Origin of the sequence: Barnesiella sp. An22 (assembly GCF_963931395.1) — a bacterium.
In the GTDB taxonomy this organism is placed as follows: domain Bacteria; phylum Bacteroidota; class Bacteroidia; order Bacteroidales; family Barnesiellaceae; genus Barnesiella; species Barnesiella merdigallinarum.
The window spans coordinates 3,028,592-3,045,718 of sequence record NZ_OZ007014.1 but is presented as its reverse complement, the minus strand read 5'-3'; the positions used below and the strand labels follow the sequence as shown (position 1 = coordinate 3,045,718).

The window sequence follows — 17,127 nt, the reverse complement described above, 5'->3', positions numbered from 1 at the left end:
GTTTGATTATCGCGTGAATACCCCCGAGTAGGCGATGCCTATCGACACGGCGGGCTCGTTGTTGTAGTGGCCGATGCAGGTGGCACCGCTGGAGTCGGTATAGGTGTAGGAGTTGGCATTGAGCAGCCCGATGCTGTACTCGGCCTTGATGACAATCGACTTCAGGGGGCAGTAGTTGATGCCGGCGGCCAGCCGTTGGCGTCCGCACCATTTGTAGTGCTGCACGCGGGCCGGGGTCTTGAACATCGAGTCGTAGTATTCGTAGCGGCCGAAGAGGTAGAACTTCTGTCCCCGGGCCTGCAGGGTGGGCGAGAGCGAGAAAAAGTTGTAGCCCGCCTCGATGCCGGTGGCTATGGCGTCGGAGGCGACGGCCTGTTTGGCCGATACCGACGAGGCCGGCATGCTGCCGTTGAAGGCGGTAATCATATCGGCGTCGGAGAGGTGGCCGTAGTCGAAGTTACCCCGCACAATCCAGTGGTGGGCGTCATAGGCAAAGTCGAAGGCCCCGACGAGTACCGTCCCCTTCACCCCCTTGTAGCGGCTGTTGGTCTGCGGGTAGAGGGTGTTGTTGAAACTGTTTCCGCCGTATCCGCTCACGCTCAGGCGCAGCCCCGGCACCGAATAGTTGTCCAGGCGGAAGGCTCCGGCGTAGCTGTTGCCTATCTTGAACTCGTAGGGGCTGCCGGCCCCGTCGTGAATCCACCCCTTGCTGTTGAAGCGGTCGGAGTCGAGGCCCGGCAGGAACATCACCTCGTAGCGCCACTGCCGCCCCAGCATGCCCCACAGGCTGATGCCCGTCTCGTGCCAGGTGCAAGGTAGGATCGTGTTTTCACCCTCGGGTCGGTAGACTCCGAAGAACTCGGTGGGCATGTGGTGCATGTTGGTCGCGCCTACCGGTACGATGATGTGCCCCATGCGCAGGTTGAGAGCGGGCGAGAAACTTTTTTGAATCCAGAACTGTTCGAGGGCGACTTCTCCGCCTCGTTCGATTTCCGATTCATATTCTCCGGCTTCCTCCTCTTCGATTTCGACGGCACTTTCGGTGCCGCCGTGTTCAAACTCGATTTCGGTACCCATGCTCCAACCGCGGCCAAAGTCATAGCCGAGGAAGATGACCACATGGGGCAGGTCGAAACGGCCGTGGCTCTCGCCCTTATGCAGATGGGCATCCTGGTATTTTTTATAATCGTCGCTGAAAAAATTGCGAGAGGCAACGGCTTCGCCATATCCGCCGATGGTGAGGCGGGGTTTGCGCGGTTCGGCCACCGCAGCTTCGACGGGAGGCTCCTGGCGGAGTTCTTCCAGAATCTCGGCTTTCAGTTCTGCTTTTAACTGTTCTCTTTTCGTGGCCGGGAGCGAGGTGGCCCCCGATACGGCATCGACTGTTGTTTCATCGCCTTGCGCTGCTGCCGGCAGGGCAAGTGACAGGCCCAGCGCAAGCCATAGGAATTTTCGTTGCATAGGTTCTCTTTTTTGGATTTCCGATGCAAAGGTATAGGGGGGCTTTCGGGGGGCCAATACCTATAATTTAGTAAAAAAAGGTTAGGTTTGGTATATTTTAGGTAAAACGATAGCGTTGCGGTTGAGTGGGACAGACCGTTTTAAGAAGAATGGAATAGAATGAATATATACTGATAACCAGACGACTATAATGATTCAGCGATTTGTTACGAATTTTGATAGGCCGACGGGGAGCAGCCTACCGCCTTTTTGAAGTAGCTGCCGAAGAACGACTGGTTGGCAAAGTTGAGCAGGTCGCTCACCTGTTGTACATTGTATTTGCCGCATTTCAACAACGCCTTGGCCTCGAGTATGACGTAGTCGCGGATCCACTCGCTGGCATGGTGGCCGCTGATGTCGTGGATGACCTGTGAGAGGTATTTGGGGGTAATGCACAGTTTGTCGGCATAGAAGCCGATGCTCCGCTCCTGGGTATAGTGCTGTTTGAGCAGGAGAGTAAACTGGTCGAAAATCTGTTTCTTGCGCGATACATGTCGGGTATCTTGCTGCTCGATATAGGGGCTCATCAGTTGACATAAGCTGTAATAGAATATTTGTATGTAACTGTTGATAATCTCGTGAGTAAAGAGTCTTTCGGGTTGAACAAGCTGTTGGCGTATTTGGTGATAGAACCCTATCATCTCGCCCATCTCTCGGTCGGAGAGTTGCAACATGGCGTTGTCGATGAGGAACTTGCGCATGATAAGGGCGCTTTGCGGGTTACCTTCGGGCAAATTGTTGACGGTGGCAAATGCAATGATGGCTATGCGGCAGTCGGGCGAAATCTCGAGACACTGCCCGATAGAGCCTGGTGTGACAATAAGCAGGCAATTACGCTGCAACGTATGCTCTTTCAGGTTCTGACTGATTCTTATGTAACCGTCGAGGCAAAGGTGCATCATGGCAAACTGTACTTTAAACGGGTAGGGTGAGGTGATGAAGGCGAGAATCTCGGGATTGTTCAGCAGGTCGGGTAGGTGATTGGGGGCGTCGAAGTTGTCGGCCAGAAACAGTTCGTTATGGTAGGCGCAGGTCTGCTCGTTGAAGGGCAGCATGTTTAAGTTCAGCGTGTTGAGAGTCGAATCTTGTGGCATAGTCTCTTGTCGTTTTTCGAGGGCGAATATACCTATTTGAATAATAAATAGGGCGATATACTTGTTAAATAGGGTTACTTATCGACTTTTTGAACAATATGCTCGTAGAGTGCAACAAATTGCTGTCGCTGAAAAAAGGGAAATTTGCAACTGTGAAATCAACTAAAACCAGTATATGATGAAAACGAATGTGTGTATGGTGGCGGCCGCCCTGTTGTTGTGTGCCTGTTCCGGCGGAGACCGGGAGGCTGCCCGTGAACGAAGTGTCTGTCTGACCCGTCCCGAAGTGTTGAGCGGGGAGACCGTGAAGTTCTATTCGGGAATCGTGAAAGAGGCGCACGAGATAAGCCTCGGGTTCAAGACTCCGGGACAGATAGCCCGCATCCATGTTGCAGAGGGTGACCGGGTGCGCCGCGGCCAGCTGCTGGCCGAGCTCGACGATGCCGATTACCGGCTGGGGGTCGAGGCGTTGCAGGTGCAGTACGACCAGGTGCGTGACGAGGTGAAGCGCACCGAGCGGCTGCTGGAGCAGAAGAGCATATCGCCCAACGACTACGAAAAGGCTTCGGCCGGACTGAAGCAGCTGGAGGTGCAGTTGCAGGCCAACAAGAACAAACTCAACTATACGAAACTCTATGCCCCGACCGACGGGTATATACAGGCCGTAAACTTTTCGCCGGCCGAGATGGTCGATGCAGGTACCGCGGTCTTTACCCTCATGGATGTGTCGCAGATGGAGGTCACGCTCGACATTCCGGGTAGCCTCTATCGGCAACGGGGAGAGTTCGTGCGTTTCTTTTGCCGGGCGTCGGGTGTCGATGAGGCTATGCCCCTCACGCTCTCGAGCCTTACTCCCAGGGCCGACGGCAACCAGCTGTATCGGTTGCAACTGGCTTTCGAGCGGCGTCCCGACCGCAAGTTGACGGCCGGGCAGAATGTCGAGGTGGGTATTGTCGTGGGCGATACGGTTTCGGTTCGGGCATTTGCCGTACCGTTGCCGTGCCTTTTCCAGGCAGGTGACTCGTCGTGTGTGTGGGTTCTCGGTCCCGACTCTACGGTGACCCGCCGGCAGGTCGAGCTGGGCGATGTCGACCCCGAGGGTCGTGCTGTCGTTCTCGGCGGTCTCACCGGCGACGAGCAGCTTGTGCGGGCCGGTGTGCATGTGTTGCAGGAGGGGGAGAAGGTACGCGTGATCGATGCCCCCAGTAGTACCAATGTAGGAGGATTGCTGTGATGAAGATAACCGAGTTTTTCATGCGGCGACCCGTTCTCTTCTGGTCGCTGATGGTAGCGATTCTCATTGCCGGTGTCTTGTCGTTTGTGCAGATGCCCAAGCTCGAAGACCCGGCCGTATCGGTCAAGCAGGCCATGGTCGTGGTATCGTGGCCGGGAGCCAGTGCCCACGAGATGGAGCTGGAGGTGGCCCAACTCATGGAGGACGAGTTGCGGGCGCTTCCCAATGTCAAGAAGGTGAGGAGCGAGTGCCAGAACAGTATGGCCCTGTTTACCGTTGAGTTCCAGATGACGGTACTGAACCGTGACCTCGAGCAGCACTTCGACCTGTTGCGGCGCAAGGTCAACGACGCGGCGTCGCGACTGCCGCAAGGGTGTTACGAACCTATCGTCATCGACGACATGATGGATGTCTACGGTATCTTCTATGCCCTCACGGCCGACGGGTACGACTACCCCGAAATGTATCGCTATGCCCGCTATCTGCAACGCGAGTTGCTCGACGTGAAGGGGGTGAAGCGCATCAATATCGTGGGGAACCGCGACGAGGTAATCAACATCATTCTCTCGAAAGAGCAGATAGCCCGCAACGGCATTATCCCTACCCAGATCATGTCGGCGCTGCAAAGTGCCGGCAAGACGGTCAAAGCCGGTCATTACGGGAGCGACGGCGATCGCATTGCCCTCTATGTCGACTCGTCGGTCAAAGACGAAGAGGATATTCGCAACCTGCAGATACAGACGCTCGACGGCAAGATCCTGCGCATCGGCGATGTGGCCCGGGTAGAGCGAGGTTACGCCTCGCCGCAGCGCAACGGCTTCTTTGTCGACGGGAAACCGGCTCTGGCCATCTGCATAGCTATGGAGTCGTCGGCCATCGTGCCCGATGTGGGCCGGGCGGTCGATGCCCGGCTGGCCGAGGCCATGAAGAATTTGCCGGCCGGCTTTGCTACCGACAAGATATTCTTCCAGCCCGACAAGGTCGACGAGGCCATCTCGTCGTTCATGTGGAATCTGGTCGAGTCGGTCGTTATCGTCATTCTGGTGCTCATCTTCACGATGGGGTGGCGCAGCGGGCTCATCATCGGCTTCGGCCTGGTGCTTACGGTGTGCATCTCGTTCCCCATCCTGCTCATGTGCGGTACCACGTTGCAGCGCATTTCGCTTGGGGCTTTCATTGTGGCGATGGGTATGCTGGTCGACAATGCCGTGGTGATTATGGACGGTATCCTGATAGACCGGAAGCGGGGTCTCCCGCCCGAGACCTACCTCTACCGCATCGGGCGCAACACGGCCATGCCGTTGCTCGGCGCTACGATTATTGCAGCCTCGGCCTTCCTCTGTGTCTACCTCTCGCCCGATTCGGTCGGCGAATATGCCGGTGACCTCTTTCTGGTACTGTGTGTAAGCTTGTTGGCCAGTTGGGTACTGGCTCTTATCCAGGTACCCGTTTGTGCCCACTCGTGGCTGCCGCGTCGCGAGAAGAGCCGGGGCGGCGATACCTCCGGGGCGGTGATGAACTCGCCGGTACACCGGTTCGTGCGCAAGACCATTTCTCTCCTGATCGGATACAAGCGGGTCACGATTACCGTAGCCGTGGTGCTGCTGGTCGTTTGTCTGCTGGGGATGAGGCAGGTGAAGAATCTCTTCTTCCCCGATTTCGACTACAAACAGTTTGTAGTCGAGTGTTTCTTCCCTGCGGAAGCCAATGCCGATACGGTGTGTGCCCGCCTGTTGGAGATGAGCGACCGGGTGTCGCAGAATCCGAAAATCGAGCGGGTGGCCGTCAGCCAGGGCAGTGCTCCGGCTCACTACTGTCTGGTGCGCCCCATGACTTCGGGCGGCGACTGCTACGGCGAGCTGATTGTCGATTGCAAGGATTACCGCACGGTGGTCGAGCAGATACCCGTGGTGCGGGAGCAGTTGCGTCGCGAGTATCCCGATGCCTATATCCGCATCCGCAAATACAACTTCTCGATTTCTACCTCACATACGGTCGAGGTGGAGTTTTCGGGTCCCGATCCGGCCGTATTGCGCCGGTTGAGTGCCCAGGCCGAGGCGATTATGCGCCGTTCGCCCTATGTCGATGCCTATTCGGTGCAGAACAACTGGAAGCCGCGGGGAAAGGCGCTGGTGGCCGAGTATGACCAGCAGGACGCCTTGCGTTCGGGTGTCGGGCGCGGCGATGTGGCCAATGCCCTGCTGGCTGCTACCGACGGCATGCCGGTGGGTGTGCTCAACGACCAGGACCGTATGGTGATGCTCAACCTCCAGGTGCGCAACGACGACGGCACGACCATCCGCAATCTTGCGGATATACCGGTGTGGAGCATGCTCAACTTCCACCTCTCGAACGAGGCGTTGCAGAGTGCCTTGTCGGGCGGGCAGAGCATGAGCGACCTGCAGGACCAACTTTTCAAGGCCACTCCGTTGAGCAATGTGGCCCACCATATCCGGCTCGACTGGGACGAGGATGTGGTGCTGCGCCAGAACGGCCGTCGGGTTATCGAGGCCGAGTGCGACCCCAACCCCTATTGCGACGAGGCGACGCCAGCCAAGGTGGTGGAGTCGATCAAGGACGAAATCGAGGCTATCGACCTGCCCGAAGGGTATCGCATGCGCTGGGTAGGCGAGGGTGAGTTGCAGGGTGAGGCCATAGGCAATCTGATGAAGTTCGTACCGCTTACGATATTTATCATTCTGGCCATCCTGCTGCTCCTCTTCAACAGTTGGCGCAAGGTGATACTGATTCTCCTCTGCATCCCCTTTATCTTCTGCGGCATTACACCGGTGCTGTTGGTGAGCGGTCAGCCCTTCACCTTCATGGCCATCATCGGCATGATGGGCCTGATAGGCATGATGGTGAAGAATGCCATCGTGCTGGTCGACGAAATCAACCGGTTGCAGACCGAGGAGAAACAGTCGCCCTATACGGCGGTAGTCGAGGCCACGGTGTCGCGTGTGCGTCCGGTGCTGATGGCATCGCTCACGACCATTGTGGGTATGATTCCGCTCGTGACCGACCCCATGTACAGTTCGATGGCCATTACCATCATGGGCGGCCTCACCGTGGGGACCATCATCACGCTCGTGTTGTTGCCGCTCTTCTATGCGGCGATGTTCCATATCAAGAAACCAGTTAACGCATAAAACCAAAAAGACGATGAATCTGAAAACGATATATACGATAGTTTGCGCCGTGGGGCTGGCCGGTACCGGTAGCGCAATGGCCCAGCCGCTGCTGCTTTCGCACAGCCAGTGCCGCGAGATGGCGCTGGCTCACAGCGAGGAGCTCGAGCAGGCCGATATCCGGTTGCGTCAGGCCGAACTCGACAACCGAATAGCCACGACGGCCTATCTGCCCAAACTCGAGGGGTCGGCCACGGGGGCCTATGTATTCCCCGACATCGACATGATGGGCATGGACCTGCGCATGCGGGGCATGTATATGGCCGGCATTACGCTGACCCAACCCATCTATACCGGCGGGAAAATCACGGCCGGCAAACGTATGGCCCGCATTGGCGAGGCGGCGGCCGGCGAGCAGTTGCGCATGGCCCGCATGGATATTCTGGTCGATGCCGATAATGCCTATTGGACCTATCTGGCGGTCGGGCGAAAGGTGTATATGCTCGAGAGCTATTGCGAGCAGATGGACACGTTGTTCAGCCAGATGAGCGGTTCGCTCTCGGCGGGCATGATTATCGAGAACGACCTGCTGCGCATCCAGGCCAAGCAGAGCGAGATCCACTACCAGTTGCAAAAGGCCCGCAACGGGGCCGACCTGTGCCGGTTGTCGCTGTGCCGGCTGATTGGGGTCGACGACACCACGGCCATCGTGCCTACCGATACGGCGTGGGTTGCTACCGAACCCGGTCTGCTCACGGCCGAAATCGACAACCGTCCCGAACTCTCCCTGCTCAAGCAGCAGGTCGAGATAGGCAAGTTGCAAATCAAGAATGCCCGGGCCGAGATGCTCCCCACCGTGGGGTTGTCGGCCGGGTATACCTACTATGGCAACATCAAGCTCAACAGCCTGGTCGATGTGGGTAACGGCACGATGATGCCCTATTCGGAGGAGTTCCGCGACGGTATAGGCATGGTGATGCTGGCCGTAAAGGTGCCCCTGTTCCATTGGGGCGAGGTGCACAAAAAGGTGCGTAAGGCCCGCTACGAGTTGCGCAGTGCCGAGTTGGACCTGCAGAAAAACAGACGGTTGCTCAATCTCGAGGTGCAGCAGGCCATGCGCAATGTGCAGGATGGTTATCGCCTGATAGGCACGGCGCAGATTGGGTTGCAGCAGGCCGTCGAGAATTTGCGGGTGATGCGCAACCGCTATGCCGCGTCGATGGCCACGCTCACCGATTTGCTCGATGCCCAGTCGCAGTGGCAACAGGCCGAGAGCAACCTAATTGAGGCTCAGACCCAATACAAGATTTACGAGACAGCCTATCTGCGGGCTACGGGAAGGCTCGAGTAGAGAGACTCTTTTATTCTTCTTTCATAGGAAAGCGCCCTGTCGCAACCCGTTGAGGGCAGGCGACAGGGCGCTTGTTGTAAACTGCCGGTTGCGCCCTGCACGGTGGGGGCCCGCTTTTACGGGGTGTGCAGGGGTGTCGGCCAGCTGTATGGGTCTGTTATTTCTTCAGACTGTCGAGTACGGCTTTCGTGTCGGAGGCAATCATATACTCCTCGTCGGTGGGGATAACGACTACCTTCACCTTCGAAGCCGGGGTGCTGATGAGGCATTCGGTGCCCCGAATCGTTTTGTTCAGTTCGGCATCGATTTCCACACCCATGAAGGCGAGCGGTTTGCACACGGCTTCGCGGGTCTGGGTCTGGTTTTCGCCTACACCGCCGGTGAATACGATGATGTCGACGCCACCCAGAGCGGCAGCATAGGCACCGATGTATTTGGTGATGCGGTATTCATACATCTGCAGGGCCAGGATGGCGTGCTCGTTACCGGCGGCTACACCGGCTTCGATGTCGCGCATGTCGGACGAGATACCCGAGATACCGGCCACACCGCTCTTCTTGTTCACGAGGTTGGCGATACCGGCCGAGTCGAGGTGCTCTTTATCCATAAGGTAGGTGAGTACACCGGCGTCGACATCGCCCGAGCGAGTACCCATCATCAGTCCCTCGACGGGGGTCATACCCATGGAGGTATCGACCGACTTGCCGTCCTTGATAGCCGTGATGGAAGCTCCGTTACCGATGTGGCAGGTGATGATGCGTTGTTGTTCGTAGGGCACGCCCAGAAATTCGCAAGCCCGACGCGACACGTAGCGGTGGCTGGTGCCGTGGAATCCGTAGCGGCGCACACCGTACTTGGTGTAAAGGTCGTAAGGCAGGGCATACATGTAGGCGTGAGCCGGCATGGTCTGGTGGAAAGCCGTGTCGAATACGCCTACCTGGGGAACCGAAGGCATCAGTTGCGAGATGGCCTCGATGCCGGCCATGTTTACCGGGTTGTGCAGGGGGGCTATGTCGTAGCACTCCTTTATCTTCTCAATCACTTCGTCGGTGATGAGGACGCTGGCGTTGAATTTTTCGCCGCCGTGAACCACGCGGTGACCTACGGCATCGATTTCGTCGAACGATTTGATGCAGCCGTACTCTTTGCTGGTAAGTACGTTGAGTATGTTTTGTATGGCCGAGTGGTGCTCGGGCATGGGGCTCTTGAGAATCACCTTCTCGCCGCTGGGCAAGGTGAGTTTCAGGAACGAGTCTTCCAGGCCGATTTTCTCGGCACCGCCTTGAGCCAATACGGTTTTGGTATCGATGTCGAACAGTTTGTATTTAACCGACGAACTGCCGCAATTTAATACTAAGATTTTCATAAGGTATGTGTATTAAGGTTATTTTTTCAAGCTGATGGCCTGGTTGCAGGTGATGGTAATCATCTTGTACACGTCGTCGACCGAGCAGCCGCGCGAGAGGTCGTTGACCGGAGCGGCGATGCCTTGGAGGATAGGACCCACGGCTTCGGCGTGAGCCAGCCGTTGAACCAGTTTGTAGGCGATGTTCCCTACCTCGAGCGAGGGGAATACCAGCACATTGGCATGGCCGGCTATATCGCTTCCGGGAGCTTTGCTGGCTCCTACGGCGGGAACGATGGCGGCATCGGTTTGCAGTTCGCCGTCGATCTTCAGCGTAGGTTCCATTTCGCGGGCCAGGCGGGTAGCCTCGACTACCTTGTCGACCATCTCGTGGCTGGCGCTGCCTTTGGTCGAGAAGCTGAGCATGGCGATGCGGGGGTCGATACCGGCGATGTCGCGGGCCGTTTTGGCGGTCGATACGGCAATCTGAGCCAGCTCTTCGGCCGTGGGGTTGGGTACTACGGCACAATCGGCAAATACCATCAGTCCCTCTTCGCCGTACGAGGTGTCGGGGATGAACATCAGGAAGGCACCCGATACCACTTTCACGCCGGGTACGGTCTTGATAATCTGGAAAGCCGAACGCAGCACGTTGCCGGTGGTATTGCGGGCTCCGGCCACTTCGCCGTCGGCATCGCCGTTCTTAATCATGAGGCAACCCAGGTACAAGGGGTCTTCGACCAGTTTCTGAGCCTTCTCCATAGTCATTCCCTTGGCTTTTCTCAATTCGTAAAGCAGTTGGGTATAGGTCTCTTTCTTGTCGTGGCATGCGGGGTTTACCAGCGTAGCCTTGTCGATATGGGTCAAGTGATATTGATTGGCAAGAGCCTTGATCTCGTCGGGGTTGCCAATAAGAATCACATCGGCGATGTTGTCGGCCAGAATGCGGTCGGCAGCCTGTAAGGTACGATCTTCAGTTCCTTCCGGTAAAACAATACGTTGTTTGTTTGCTCGGGCTTGTTCTACCATTCGTTCCATCAAATTCATAGTCGGATTGGTTTTTATGTTGTTTTTTATACCTGCAAATGTAGCAATAAAATGTAATATCCAGTTTGCAATTCTGGGTAAATATTATATAAAATAGCTCGAATTTTTGTTTTCACTCCATTTTTTCAGGTTTTACTGCTAAAGATAAGAATAATATCTCTATATTCGCCGTCGGAAAGAGAAAAATTTTCCTTTGTCTGAAGAGGGAAATGCTATAATATAGAGAGGTTTATGAATAAGGAAAAGTTTGTGATTGAATATGAGTTGAAAAGCGTTTCACCTGCTTTACTGTGGCCGTATATAGGGACCAAAAACGGGTTGGCCGACTGGTTTGCCGACGATGTGCAGAGCGACGGCAAACAGTTTACTTTTTTCTGGAACAAGACATCGCAGGAGGCCCACCAGATAGCTGTGCGCACGGGGCTCTATATCCGCTTTCACTGGGTGGACGACGAGGAGAGCCGGAGCTACTTCGAGCTTCGCATTACCACCTCGGAGCTGACGGGTGCCACCATGCTGGTCGTTACCGATTTTGCCTATCCCGACGAGATGGCCGACAGCCGCGACCTGTGGGATCACCAGATCGAGACCTTGCGCCGCAAGCTGGGTGTGTGACGCGGAGGGTAGAGAGAGGTCTCTTTTCGACGATTCTTCCCAATAAAGGTTATAGCCTTTTCGGAAATTCATTTTTTTGCTTTACTTTTGCATTCTGATAATCGGCAAAAGAATGTTCTATATCAAACGACTATACAGGTTTATCCTGAAGAGCTTCTTACCCCTGTTTCTGATGACATTCTTCATCTGCCTCTTCATCGTACTCATGCAGTTTTTGTGGCGGTACGTCGATGAGATGGTAGGGAAGGGTCTCGAAATGTCGGTTCTGGCCGAACTGTTTTTCTATGCTGCCGTGACCATGGTGCCCATGGCCCTGCCGCTGGCCATCCTGCTGGCTTCGCTGATGACCTTCGGCAATCTGGGCGAGCGGCTGGAGCTGCTGGCCATCAAGGCGGCCGGTATCTCGCTGCTGCAAATCATGCGGCCGTTGGTTATCTTCCTTATCTTTGTGGCCATCGGTGCCTTCTTTTTCCAGAACAACGTACTGCCCAAGTCGCAGGTGAAGATGTGGACCCTGCTCTACTCGATGCGGCAGAAGTCGCCCGAGCTCGATATTCCCGAGGGGGTATTCTACGACCAGATAAGCGGCTACAACCTCTATGTAAAAAAGAAAGATCACAAGACCGGCATGCTCTACGACGTGATGATTTACGACATGTCGGCCGGTTTTGACAACGCCATGATTATTCTGGCCGACTCGGGCAAGCTGAAGATGACCGACGACAAGCAGCACCTATTCCTCACCCTCTACAACGGCGAGTCGTTTGAGAACCTGCGCGACCAGCGCACCAGTGCCACCAATATTCCCTATCGTCGGGAGACCTTTTCGCTGAAAGAGATCATGATTGCCTTCGATGCCAACTTCAACCGCATGGACGACGGCATCATGCAGAACCAGTATATCGGTAAGGACCTGAATGCCCTGCAACTGTCGATAGACTCGATGACGACCCGGGTCGACAGCATCGGCGACAACTATGCCCGCAGCCTGCGGTCGTCGGGCTACTTCTCGCTCTACGACCGGCCGGGGGCCAAGATACCCGCCAACGATTCGGTGCGGGAGCAGGAGGCATTGGCCGAGGCGGCTACGCTCGACCTCGACAGCGTGTTCAACGGCGGCAGTCTGCAGCGCAAGCAGCTCTACCTCGACCGGGCCTTGGCCCGGGCCGAACGCTATCGGTCGGATTACGAGTTCCGCAGCTACACGATGAAGGAGGAGAACAAGGTAATCAGACGTCACCAAATCGAGATGTACAAGAAGTTTACCCTCTCGTTTGCCTGCATCATCTTCTTCTTCATAGGGGCTCCGCTGGGGGCTATCATCCGCAAGGGTGGACTGGGTATGCCGGTGGTGGTGTCGGTGTTCATGTTTATCTTCTACTACATCATCGACAACACCGGCTACAAGCTGGCCCGTGATGGCCGCTGGGAGGTTTGGGAAGGCATGTGGCTCAGCTCGGCGGTGCTTTTGCCATTGGGTATCTTCCTCACCTACAAGGCGGTGAAGGATTCGGCCGTATTCAACCCCGACGTCTATGTCAACTTCTTCCGGAAACTGATTGGGCGGCAAGAGCTGCGCAAGGTGGTTTTGAAGGAGGTGATTATCGAAGATATGTTTCCCCGGGTGGCCATTGAGAAGGCCGAACAGTTGTCGGTAGCCTGTAACCGGTATCTCGACAAGGTGGGGCGCAAGCGACAGTCGTATTGGAGGTATTGTCTGTATGGATATGCCAAGGAGGATATTACGGCCCTGGGAGCCCAGATCGACGATTTGGTCAACTACACGTCGAATAGTCACAGTCAGCTGGTTATCAGTAAGCTGATGGATTATCCCGTGTTGCGTAACCTCTGGGTGTATCGTCCGGCTCCTTCGCCCAAATGGGGCTATGTGCTGGCCATCTTTTTCCCCCTGGGATTGTTGCTTTACGGGGTAGGGGCGCACCAGCAGCGTCTGTTGCGCAACGAGGTAGAAGGGGTGATTCGCACCAATGGCGAGTTGCAGGCTCTGCTCGAGAAGGATGAGGCCGATCGAATGAACGAAGAAGATAAAACTATATAAGGATATGAACAAAGAGACCATTTTAAGTACAATAGACGAGGCTGTCGAAGATTTCAGACAGGGCAAGTTTTTGATTGTCGTCGACGATGAGGACCGCGAAAACGAGGGCGATTTCATCATCGCCGCCGAGGCCATCACTCCCGAGAAGGTGAACTTCATGCTCACCAACGGCCGGGGTGTCTTGTGTGCTCCCATCACGCAGAAGCGTTGCGAAGAGCTTCAACTCTACCGCCAGGTGAGCCACAATACCTCGATGTTGGGGACTCCCTTCACCGTGACCATCGACAAGCTGGAGGGGTGCACCACCGGTGTATCGAGCCACGACCGTGCCGCTACGATACGGGCTTTGGCCGACCCCGCTTCGACTCCCGAGACCTTCGGACGTCCCGGTCACATCAATCCCCTCTATGCGCAAGACAAGGGTGTGTTGAAACGGGCCGGTCATACCGAGGCTGCCGTCGACTTGGCTCGCCTGGCCGGGCTCTATCCGGCTGCCGCCCTTATCGAGATTCTCAACGAAGACGGTACCATGGCCCGCTTGCCGCAGTTGACGCAGGTGGCCCAGAAGTTCGGCATCAAGATTATCGCCATTCGCGACCTGATTGCCTATCGGTTGAAACAGGAGTCGCTGATCGAGAGAGGTGTCGAGGTAGACATGCCTACCGAGTACGGACACTTCCGCTTGATTCCCTTCCGCCAAAAGAGCAACGGGCTCGAACACATTGCCTTGATTAAAGGCTCGTTCGAGAAGGACGAACCCGTTTTGGTGCGGGTACACTCCTCTTGTGCCACGGGCGACATATTCGGGTCGATGCGTTGCGACTGTGGCGAGCAGCTTCACAAGGCCATGCAGCAGATCGAAAAGGAGGGTAAAGGCGCCATTATCTATCTGAACCAGGAGGGCCGTGGAATAGGTCTGATGGAGAAGATGAAGGCTTACAAGCTCCAGGAAGAGGGTATGGATACGGTCGATGCCAATCTGTGCCTGGGCCATCAGGCCGATGAGCGTGACTATGGCGTGGGGGCCAGCATCCTGCGCGACATAGGTGTGCACAAGTTACGGCTGATGACCAACAATCCCGTGAAGCGTATCGGCCTCGAGGCTTACGGTCTGGAGATTGTCGAGAACGTGCCTATCGAGGTGACTCCCAACGAATACAACCGCCGCTACCTGCTCACCAAAGAGAAACGCATGGGCCACACGCTGCATGTCGAAGAAAAGTAGTGGTTGACTCTGGTGCGTTTGTCCCTCGGGAAGACCGGGATGTCTGTCCCATGAGATGATATACAAACAATCCCCGCAAGGCTCTGTAAAGGGCTTTTGCGGGGATTCTTGTTTATGGCGTGTCTCTATCCCTCGGGTTGCGGCTATGCCGGCCGACGGGTTACAGCGGGTGCGACTCGGTGCGTGTCGTGAAGTCGTCGTTGACGATACTGCCCTCCCACATGCCCTCGATGGTGATGGGGGTGTTGCTTGTCAATTCGGTGAGCCAGGCGGTGTAGGCTATGTTGTAGTAGTTGATGCTGTACCGGCCGTAGACGTAGGTCTCGGTGTGAGGCGGGATACATATCTCGTCGATGGTCCGGTCTATTTCGGCCAAGGTCACCTCAGCCGTGAAGGACTGAAAGCTGTACAGCGAATCTCCCAGCACGATGTGGTTGTCGTCATCGACATAACAGGGGGTTCTCACCCGCAGGGTGTCGGTGTAGATTTGGGCCAGCACGGGGTCTTCGCTGGAGAAGTAGGAGTAGTTGTAGAGCGGGTCTTGTGGGGGCGAGGGTGTATCGTACCATTCCTGGTCGAGCGAGTTTGAGATGATGACGATACAGGTCTCGTCGGCCAGTTGGGTGGTCTTGCTGCTCCAATAGTCGAAGTAGTATCGGATACTGTCGACGACAAAGCGGCGGTCGCGCGCCGGAGGCAGCACGGGTCGCTCGGGATTATGGGGCAGGGGCGATTCCTTTTCGAAGAAGCTGTCGCACGAGGCAAGCAGCAGGAGCGGGAGTAGGATGGACAGATAACGAAACATGCGGGGCATCGGTGGTTCAGGCGAGGAGCAAAAATGAGGAGGCGAGGCCGGAGGTGTTGCCCTCCAGTCTCGTCTCGAATGGGGTTGACTATCGCAATCAGTTGAGCTCGACAACCAGGTAGCGGCTCAAGCTCCAGAAGCTCTCGGGATTGGTGATGACCAGCGTGATGTAGCCCTCGTTGTCCTTCTGCATTTCGTAGGTACCTTCGGGGTGCTTGGTCAGCAGCTTGGCCTTCTTGCTGTCGAAGGGGATGTCGCGCAGTTTGCGCATGTCGGCCGTGGTGAAATAATCTTTGTTGTATTCACCTTCCATCACCTTCTTCGACGAGAAGAGACCGCCTCCCTCGACAATCTTCTGCTCCTTCAGTTCCTTGTTGGTCCCCAGGGCATAGTATACGGTATTGAGGGCCTCGTCTTGAGTCATCAGCACCTCTTTCTGTTGCTGGTTTTCGGTGGTGAGGTTCTCTACCTGGCCGGTGAGGTTGTTGACAGCTTCGTCGAGTTCGGCAATACGCACGTCGCGTTTGGCAAGCGACTCCTGCAGCGAGGTAATCATTTCGGTCTTTTCGGCAATTTCGCCTTGCAGGCGGGTAATGGTCTTTTGCAGGGCAGCCGACTGGTTCTTGCTCTGGTTGAGCTGTTTTTGCAGTTTGTCGAGCCGCTCCTTGTTCTTCTGCAAGGTCTCGGCCACCAGGGTCATATCGTTTTTAATCTGTTCGCGGGTCGTAAGCGAGACTTCGCCGTTGGCGTCCTTCTGGGTAACCAGATAGTTTTCGGCCTCTTTGATTTGGCGGAATCCCTCTTCTACGTCGTTCATCAGTTGAATCATTTCGTTGAAGTCGGCCGTCGTCTGTGCGTTGACTTGGAGTAACGAATCGTTTTCGGCCTGCAGTCTTTTCACTTCGGTCGATTGGTTGGTACAACCGATCATCAATACAGATGCTGCGATGGCAGCGGTAATAGCCTTTTTCATAATGGTTTTAAATTAAAATTATAGTTGTGTATCGCTTTTGGGATATTTGTCTCTCTTTTTCTCCTTGGGCTTTTCGGGGGCACCGGCCACGACGATGACGATTTCGCCCTTGGGCTCGTGTTCGGTAAAGTGGGCGATGAGTTCGTCGAGGGTGCCTCGCACCGTCTCTTCGTGAATCTTGGAGATTTCGCGGCTCACCGAGGCTTCGCGTTCGCCGCCAAAGGTATCCTTGAACTGCACCAGGGTCTTGAGCAGGCGGAAGGGCGATTCGTAGAAGATAATCGTACGGGGCTCGTCGGCCAGTTGGGCCAGCCGGGTGGCCCGCCCCTTCTTCTGGGGGAGGAAGCCCTCGAAGCAGAACTTCTCGTTGGGCAGACCCGAGGCTACCAGGGCCGGCACGAAGGCGGTGGCACCGGGCAGACACTCGACGGGGATACCCCGCCGGCGGCACTCGCGCACCAGCAGGAAGCCGGGGTCGGAGATGGCCGGTGTACCGGCGTCGGAGATAAGGGCAATGGTCTCGCCCCCTTCGATGCGCGTCACGATGCCTTCGACGGTCTGGTGTTCGTTGAACTTGTGGTGCGACTGCATGCGGGTGTGTATGTCGTAGTGCTTGAGCAGGATGCCGCTGGTGCGGGTATCCTCGGCCAGAATGCAGTCGACCTCCCGCAGCACGGCGATGGCCCGGAATGTCATGTCTTCGAGATTGCCTACCGGTGTAGGTACTACATAGAGCTTAGCCATGGTGCAG

At 56.0% G+C, this 17,127-nt stretch carries 13 protein-coding genes; 6 read left to right on the top strand and 7 right to left on the bottom strand.

The window, feature by feature from the left end; all coding sequences use genetic code 11:
- Positions 1-6 precede the first annotated feature (6 nt).
- Complete coding sequence (locus tag ABGT88_RS12645; protein WP_346702458.1) at positions 7-1,461, bottom strand: autotransporter outer membrane beta-barrel domain-containing protein; 1,455 nt, start codon at positions 1,459-1,461, stop codon at positions 7-9.
- Positions 1,462-1,667: 206 nt separating this feature from the next.
- A complete protein-coding gene (locus ABGT88_RS12640; RefSeq protein WP_346702456.1) occupies positions 1,668-2,594 on the bottom strand; it encodes a helix-turn-helix domain-containing protein in 927 nt (308 codons plus the stop codon).
- A 175-nt stretch (positions 2,595-2,769) separates the two neighbouring features.
- Between ABGT88_RS12640 and ABGT88_RS12635 the strand changes: the two genes are divergently transcribed.
- The 3 genes from ABGT88_RS12635 to ABGT88_RS12625 are packed head-to-tail and all read left to right on the top strand — an operon-like array spanning position 2,770 to position 8,307.
- On the top strand, positions 2,770-3,828 hold the full coding sequence (locus ABGT88_RS12635) for an efflux RND transporter periplasmic adaptor subunit (RefSeq protein WP_346702454.1): 1,059 nt from the start codon (positions 2,770-2,772) through the stop codon (positions 3,826-3,828).
- Complete coding sequence (locus ABGT88_RS12630) at positions 3,828-6,977, top strand: efflux RND transporter permease subunit (protein WP_346702881.1); 3,150 nt, start codon at positions 3,828-3,830, stop codon at positions 6,975-6,977. Before ABGT88_RS12635 ends, ABGT88_RS12630 begins: the two co-directional genes overlap by 1 nt.
- A gap of 13 nt (positions 6,978-6,990) precedes the next feature.
- Complete coding sequence (locus tag ABGT88_RS12625) at positions 6,991-8,307, top strand: TolC family protein (protein ID WP_087408853.1); 1,317 nt, start codon at positions 6,991-6,993, stop codon at positions 8,305-8,307.
- Between the two features lie 157 nt (positions 8,308-8,464).
- Here the strand turns inward: ABGT88_RS12625 and ABGT88_RS12620 are convergent, their stop codons facing one another.
- Both ABGT88_RS12620 and pta read right to left on the bottom strand, forming a co-directional pair.
- Positions 8,465-9,673: an acetate/propionate family kinase gene (locus ABGT88_RS12620; protein WP_087408852.1), complete on the bottom strand. Its 1,209-nt coding sequence runs from the start codon at positions 9,671-9,673 to the stop codon at positions 8,465-8,467.
- Between the two features lie 18 nt (positions 9,674-9,691).
- Entirely contained in the window at positions 9,692-10,699 is a 1,008-nt protein-coding gene (gene pta / locus ABGT88_RS12615; RefSeq protein WP_087408851.1) for a phosphate acetyltransferase, read from the bottom strand.
- A 231-nt stretch (positions 10,700-10,930) separates the two neighbouring features.
- Here pta and ABGT88_RS12610 point away from each other — a divergent pair, with 231 nt between their 5' ends.
- The 3 genes from ABGT88_RS12610 to ABGT88_RS12600 all read left to right on the top strand — a co-directional run bounded on the left by ABGT88_RS12610 (position 10,931) and on the right by ABGT88_RS12600 (position 14,598).
- Positions 10,931-11,314, top strand: coding sequence for an START-like domain-containing protein (locus ABGT88_RS12610; RefSeq protein ID WP_087408850.1), 384 nt, complete (start codon positions 10,931-10,933; stop codon positions 11,312-11,314).
- A 112-nt stretch (positions 11,315-11,426) separates the two neighbouring features.
- Complete coding sequence (locus ABGT88_RS12605; RefSeq protein WP_258327526.1) at positions 11,427-13,373, top strand: LptF/LptG family permease; 1,947 nt, start codon at positions 11,427-11,429, stop codon at positions 13,371-13,373.
- Positions 13,374-13,377: 4 nt separating this feature from the next.
- Entirely contained in the window at positions 13,378-14,598 is a 1,221-nt protein-coding gene (locus tag ABGT88_RS12600) for a bifunctional 3,4-dihydroxy-2-butanone-4-phosphate synthase/GTP cyclohydrolase II (protein WP_087408848.1), read from the top strand.
- A gap of 160 nt (positions 14,599-14,758) precedes the next feature.
- Here the strand turns inward: ABGT88_RS12600 and ABGT88_RS12595 are convergent, their stop codons facing one another.
- From ABGT88_RS12595 to rsmI, 3 genes are all read right to left on the bottom strand, one after another.
- On the bottom strand, positions 14,759-15,403 hold the full coding sequence (locus tag ABGT88_RS12595) for a hypothetical protein (RefSeq protein WP_298663143.1): 645 nt from the start codon (positions 15,401-15,403) through the stop codon (positions 14,759-14,761).
- 97 nt (positions 15,404-15,500) lie between these two features.
- Positions 15,501-16,376, bottom strand: a complete 876-nt coding sequence (locus tag ABGT88_RS12590; RefSeq protein WP_087408846.1) for a hypothetical protein — start codon at positions 16,374-16,376, stop codon at positions 15,501-15,503.
- A gap of 18 nt (positions 16,377-16,394) precedes the next feature.
- On the bottom strand, positions 16,395-17,120 hold the full coding sequence (gene rsmI / locus ABGT88_RS12585) for a 16S rRNA (cytidine(1402)-2'-O)-methyltransferase (protein ID WP_298663144.1): 726 nt from the start codon (positions 17,118-17,120) through the stop codon (positions 16,395-16,397).
- Positions 17,121-17,127: the final 7 nt, after the last annotated feature.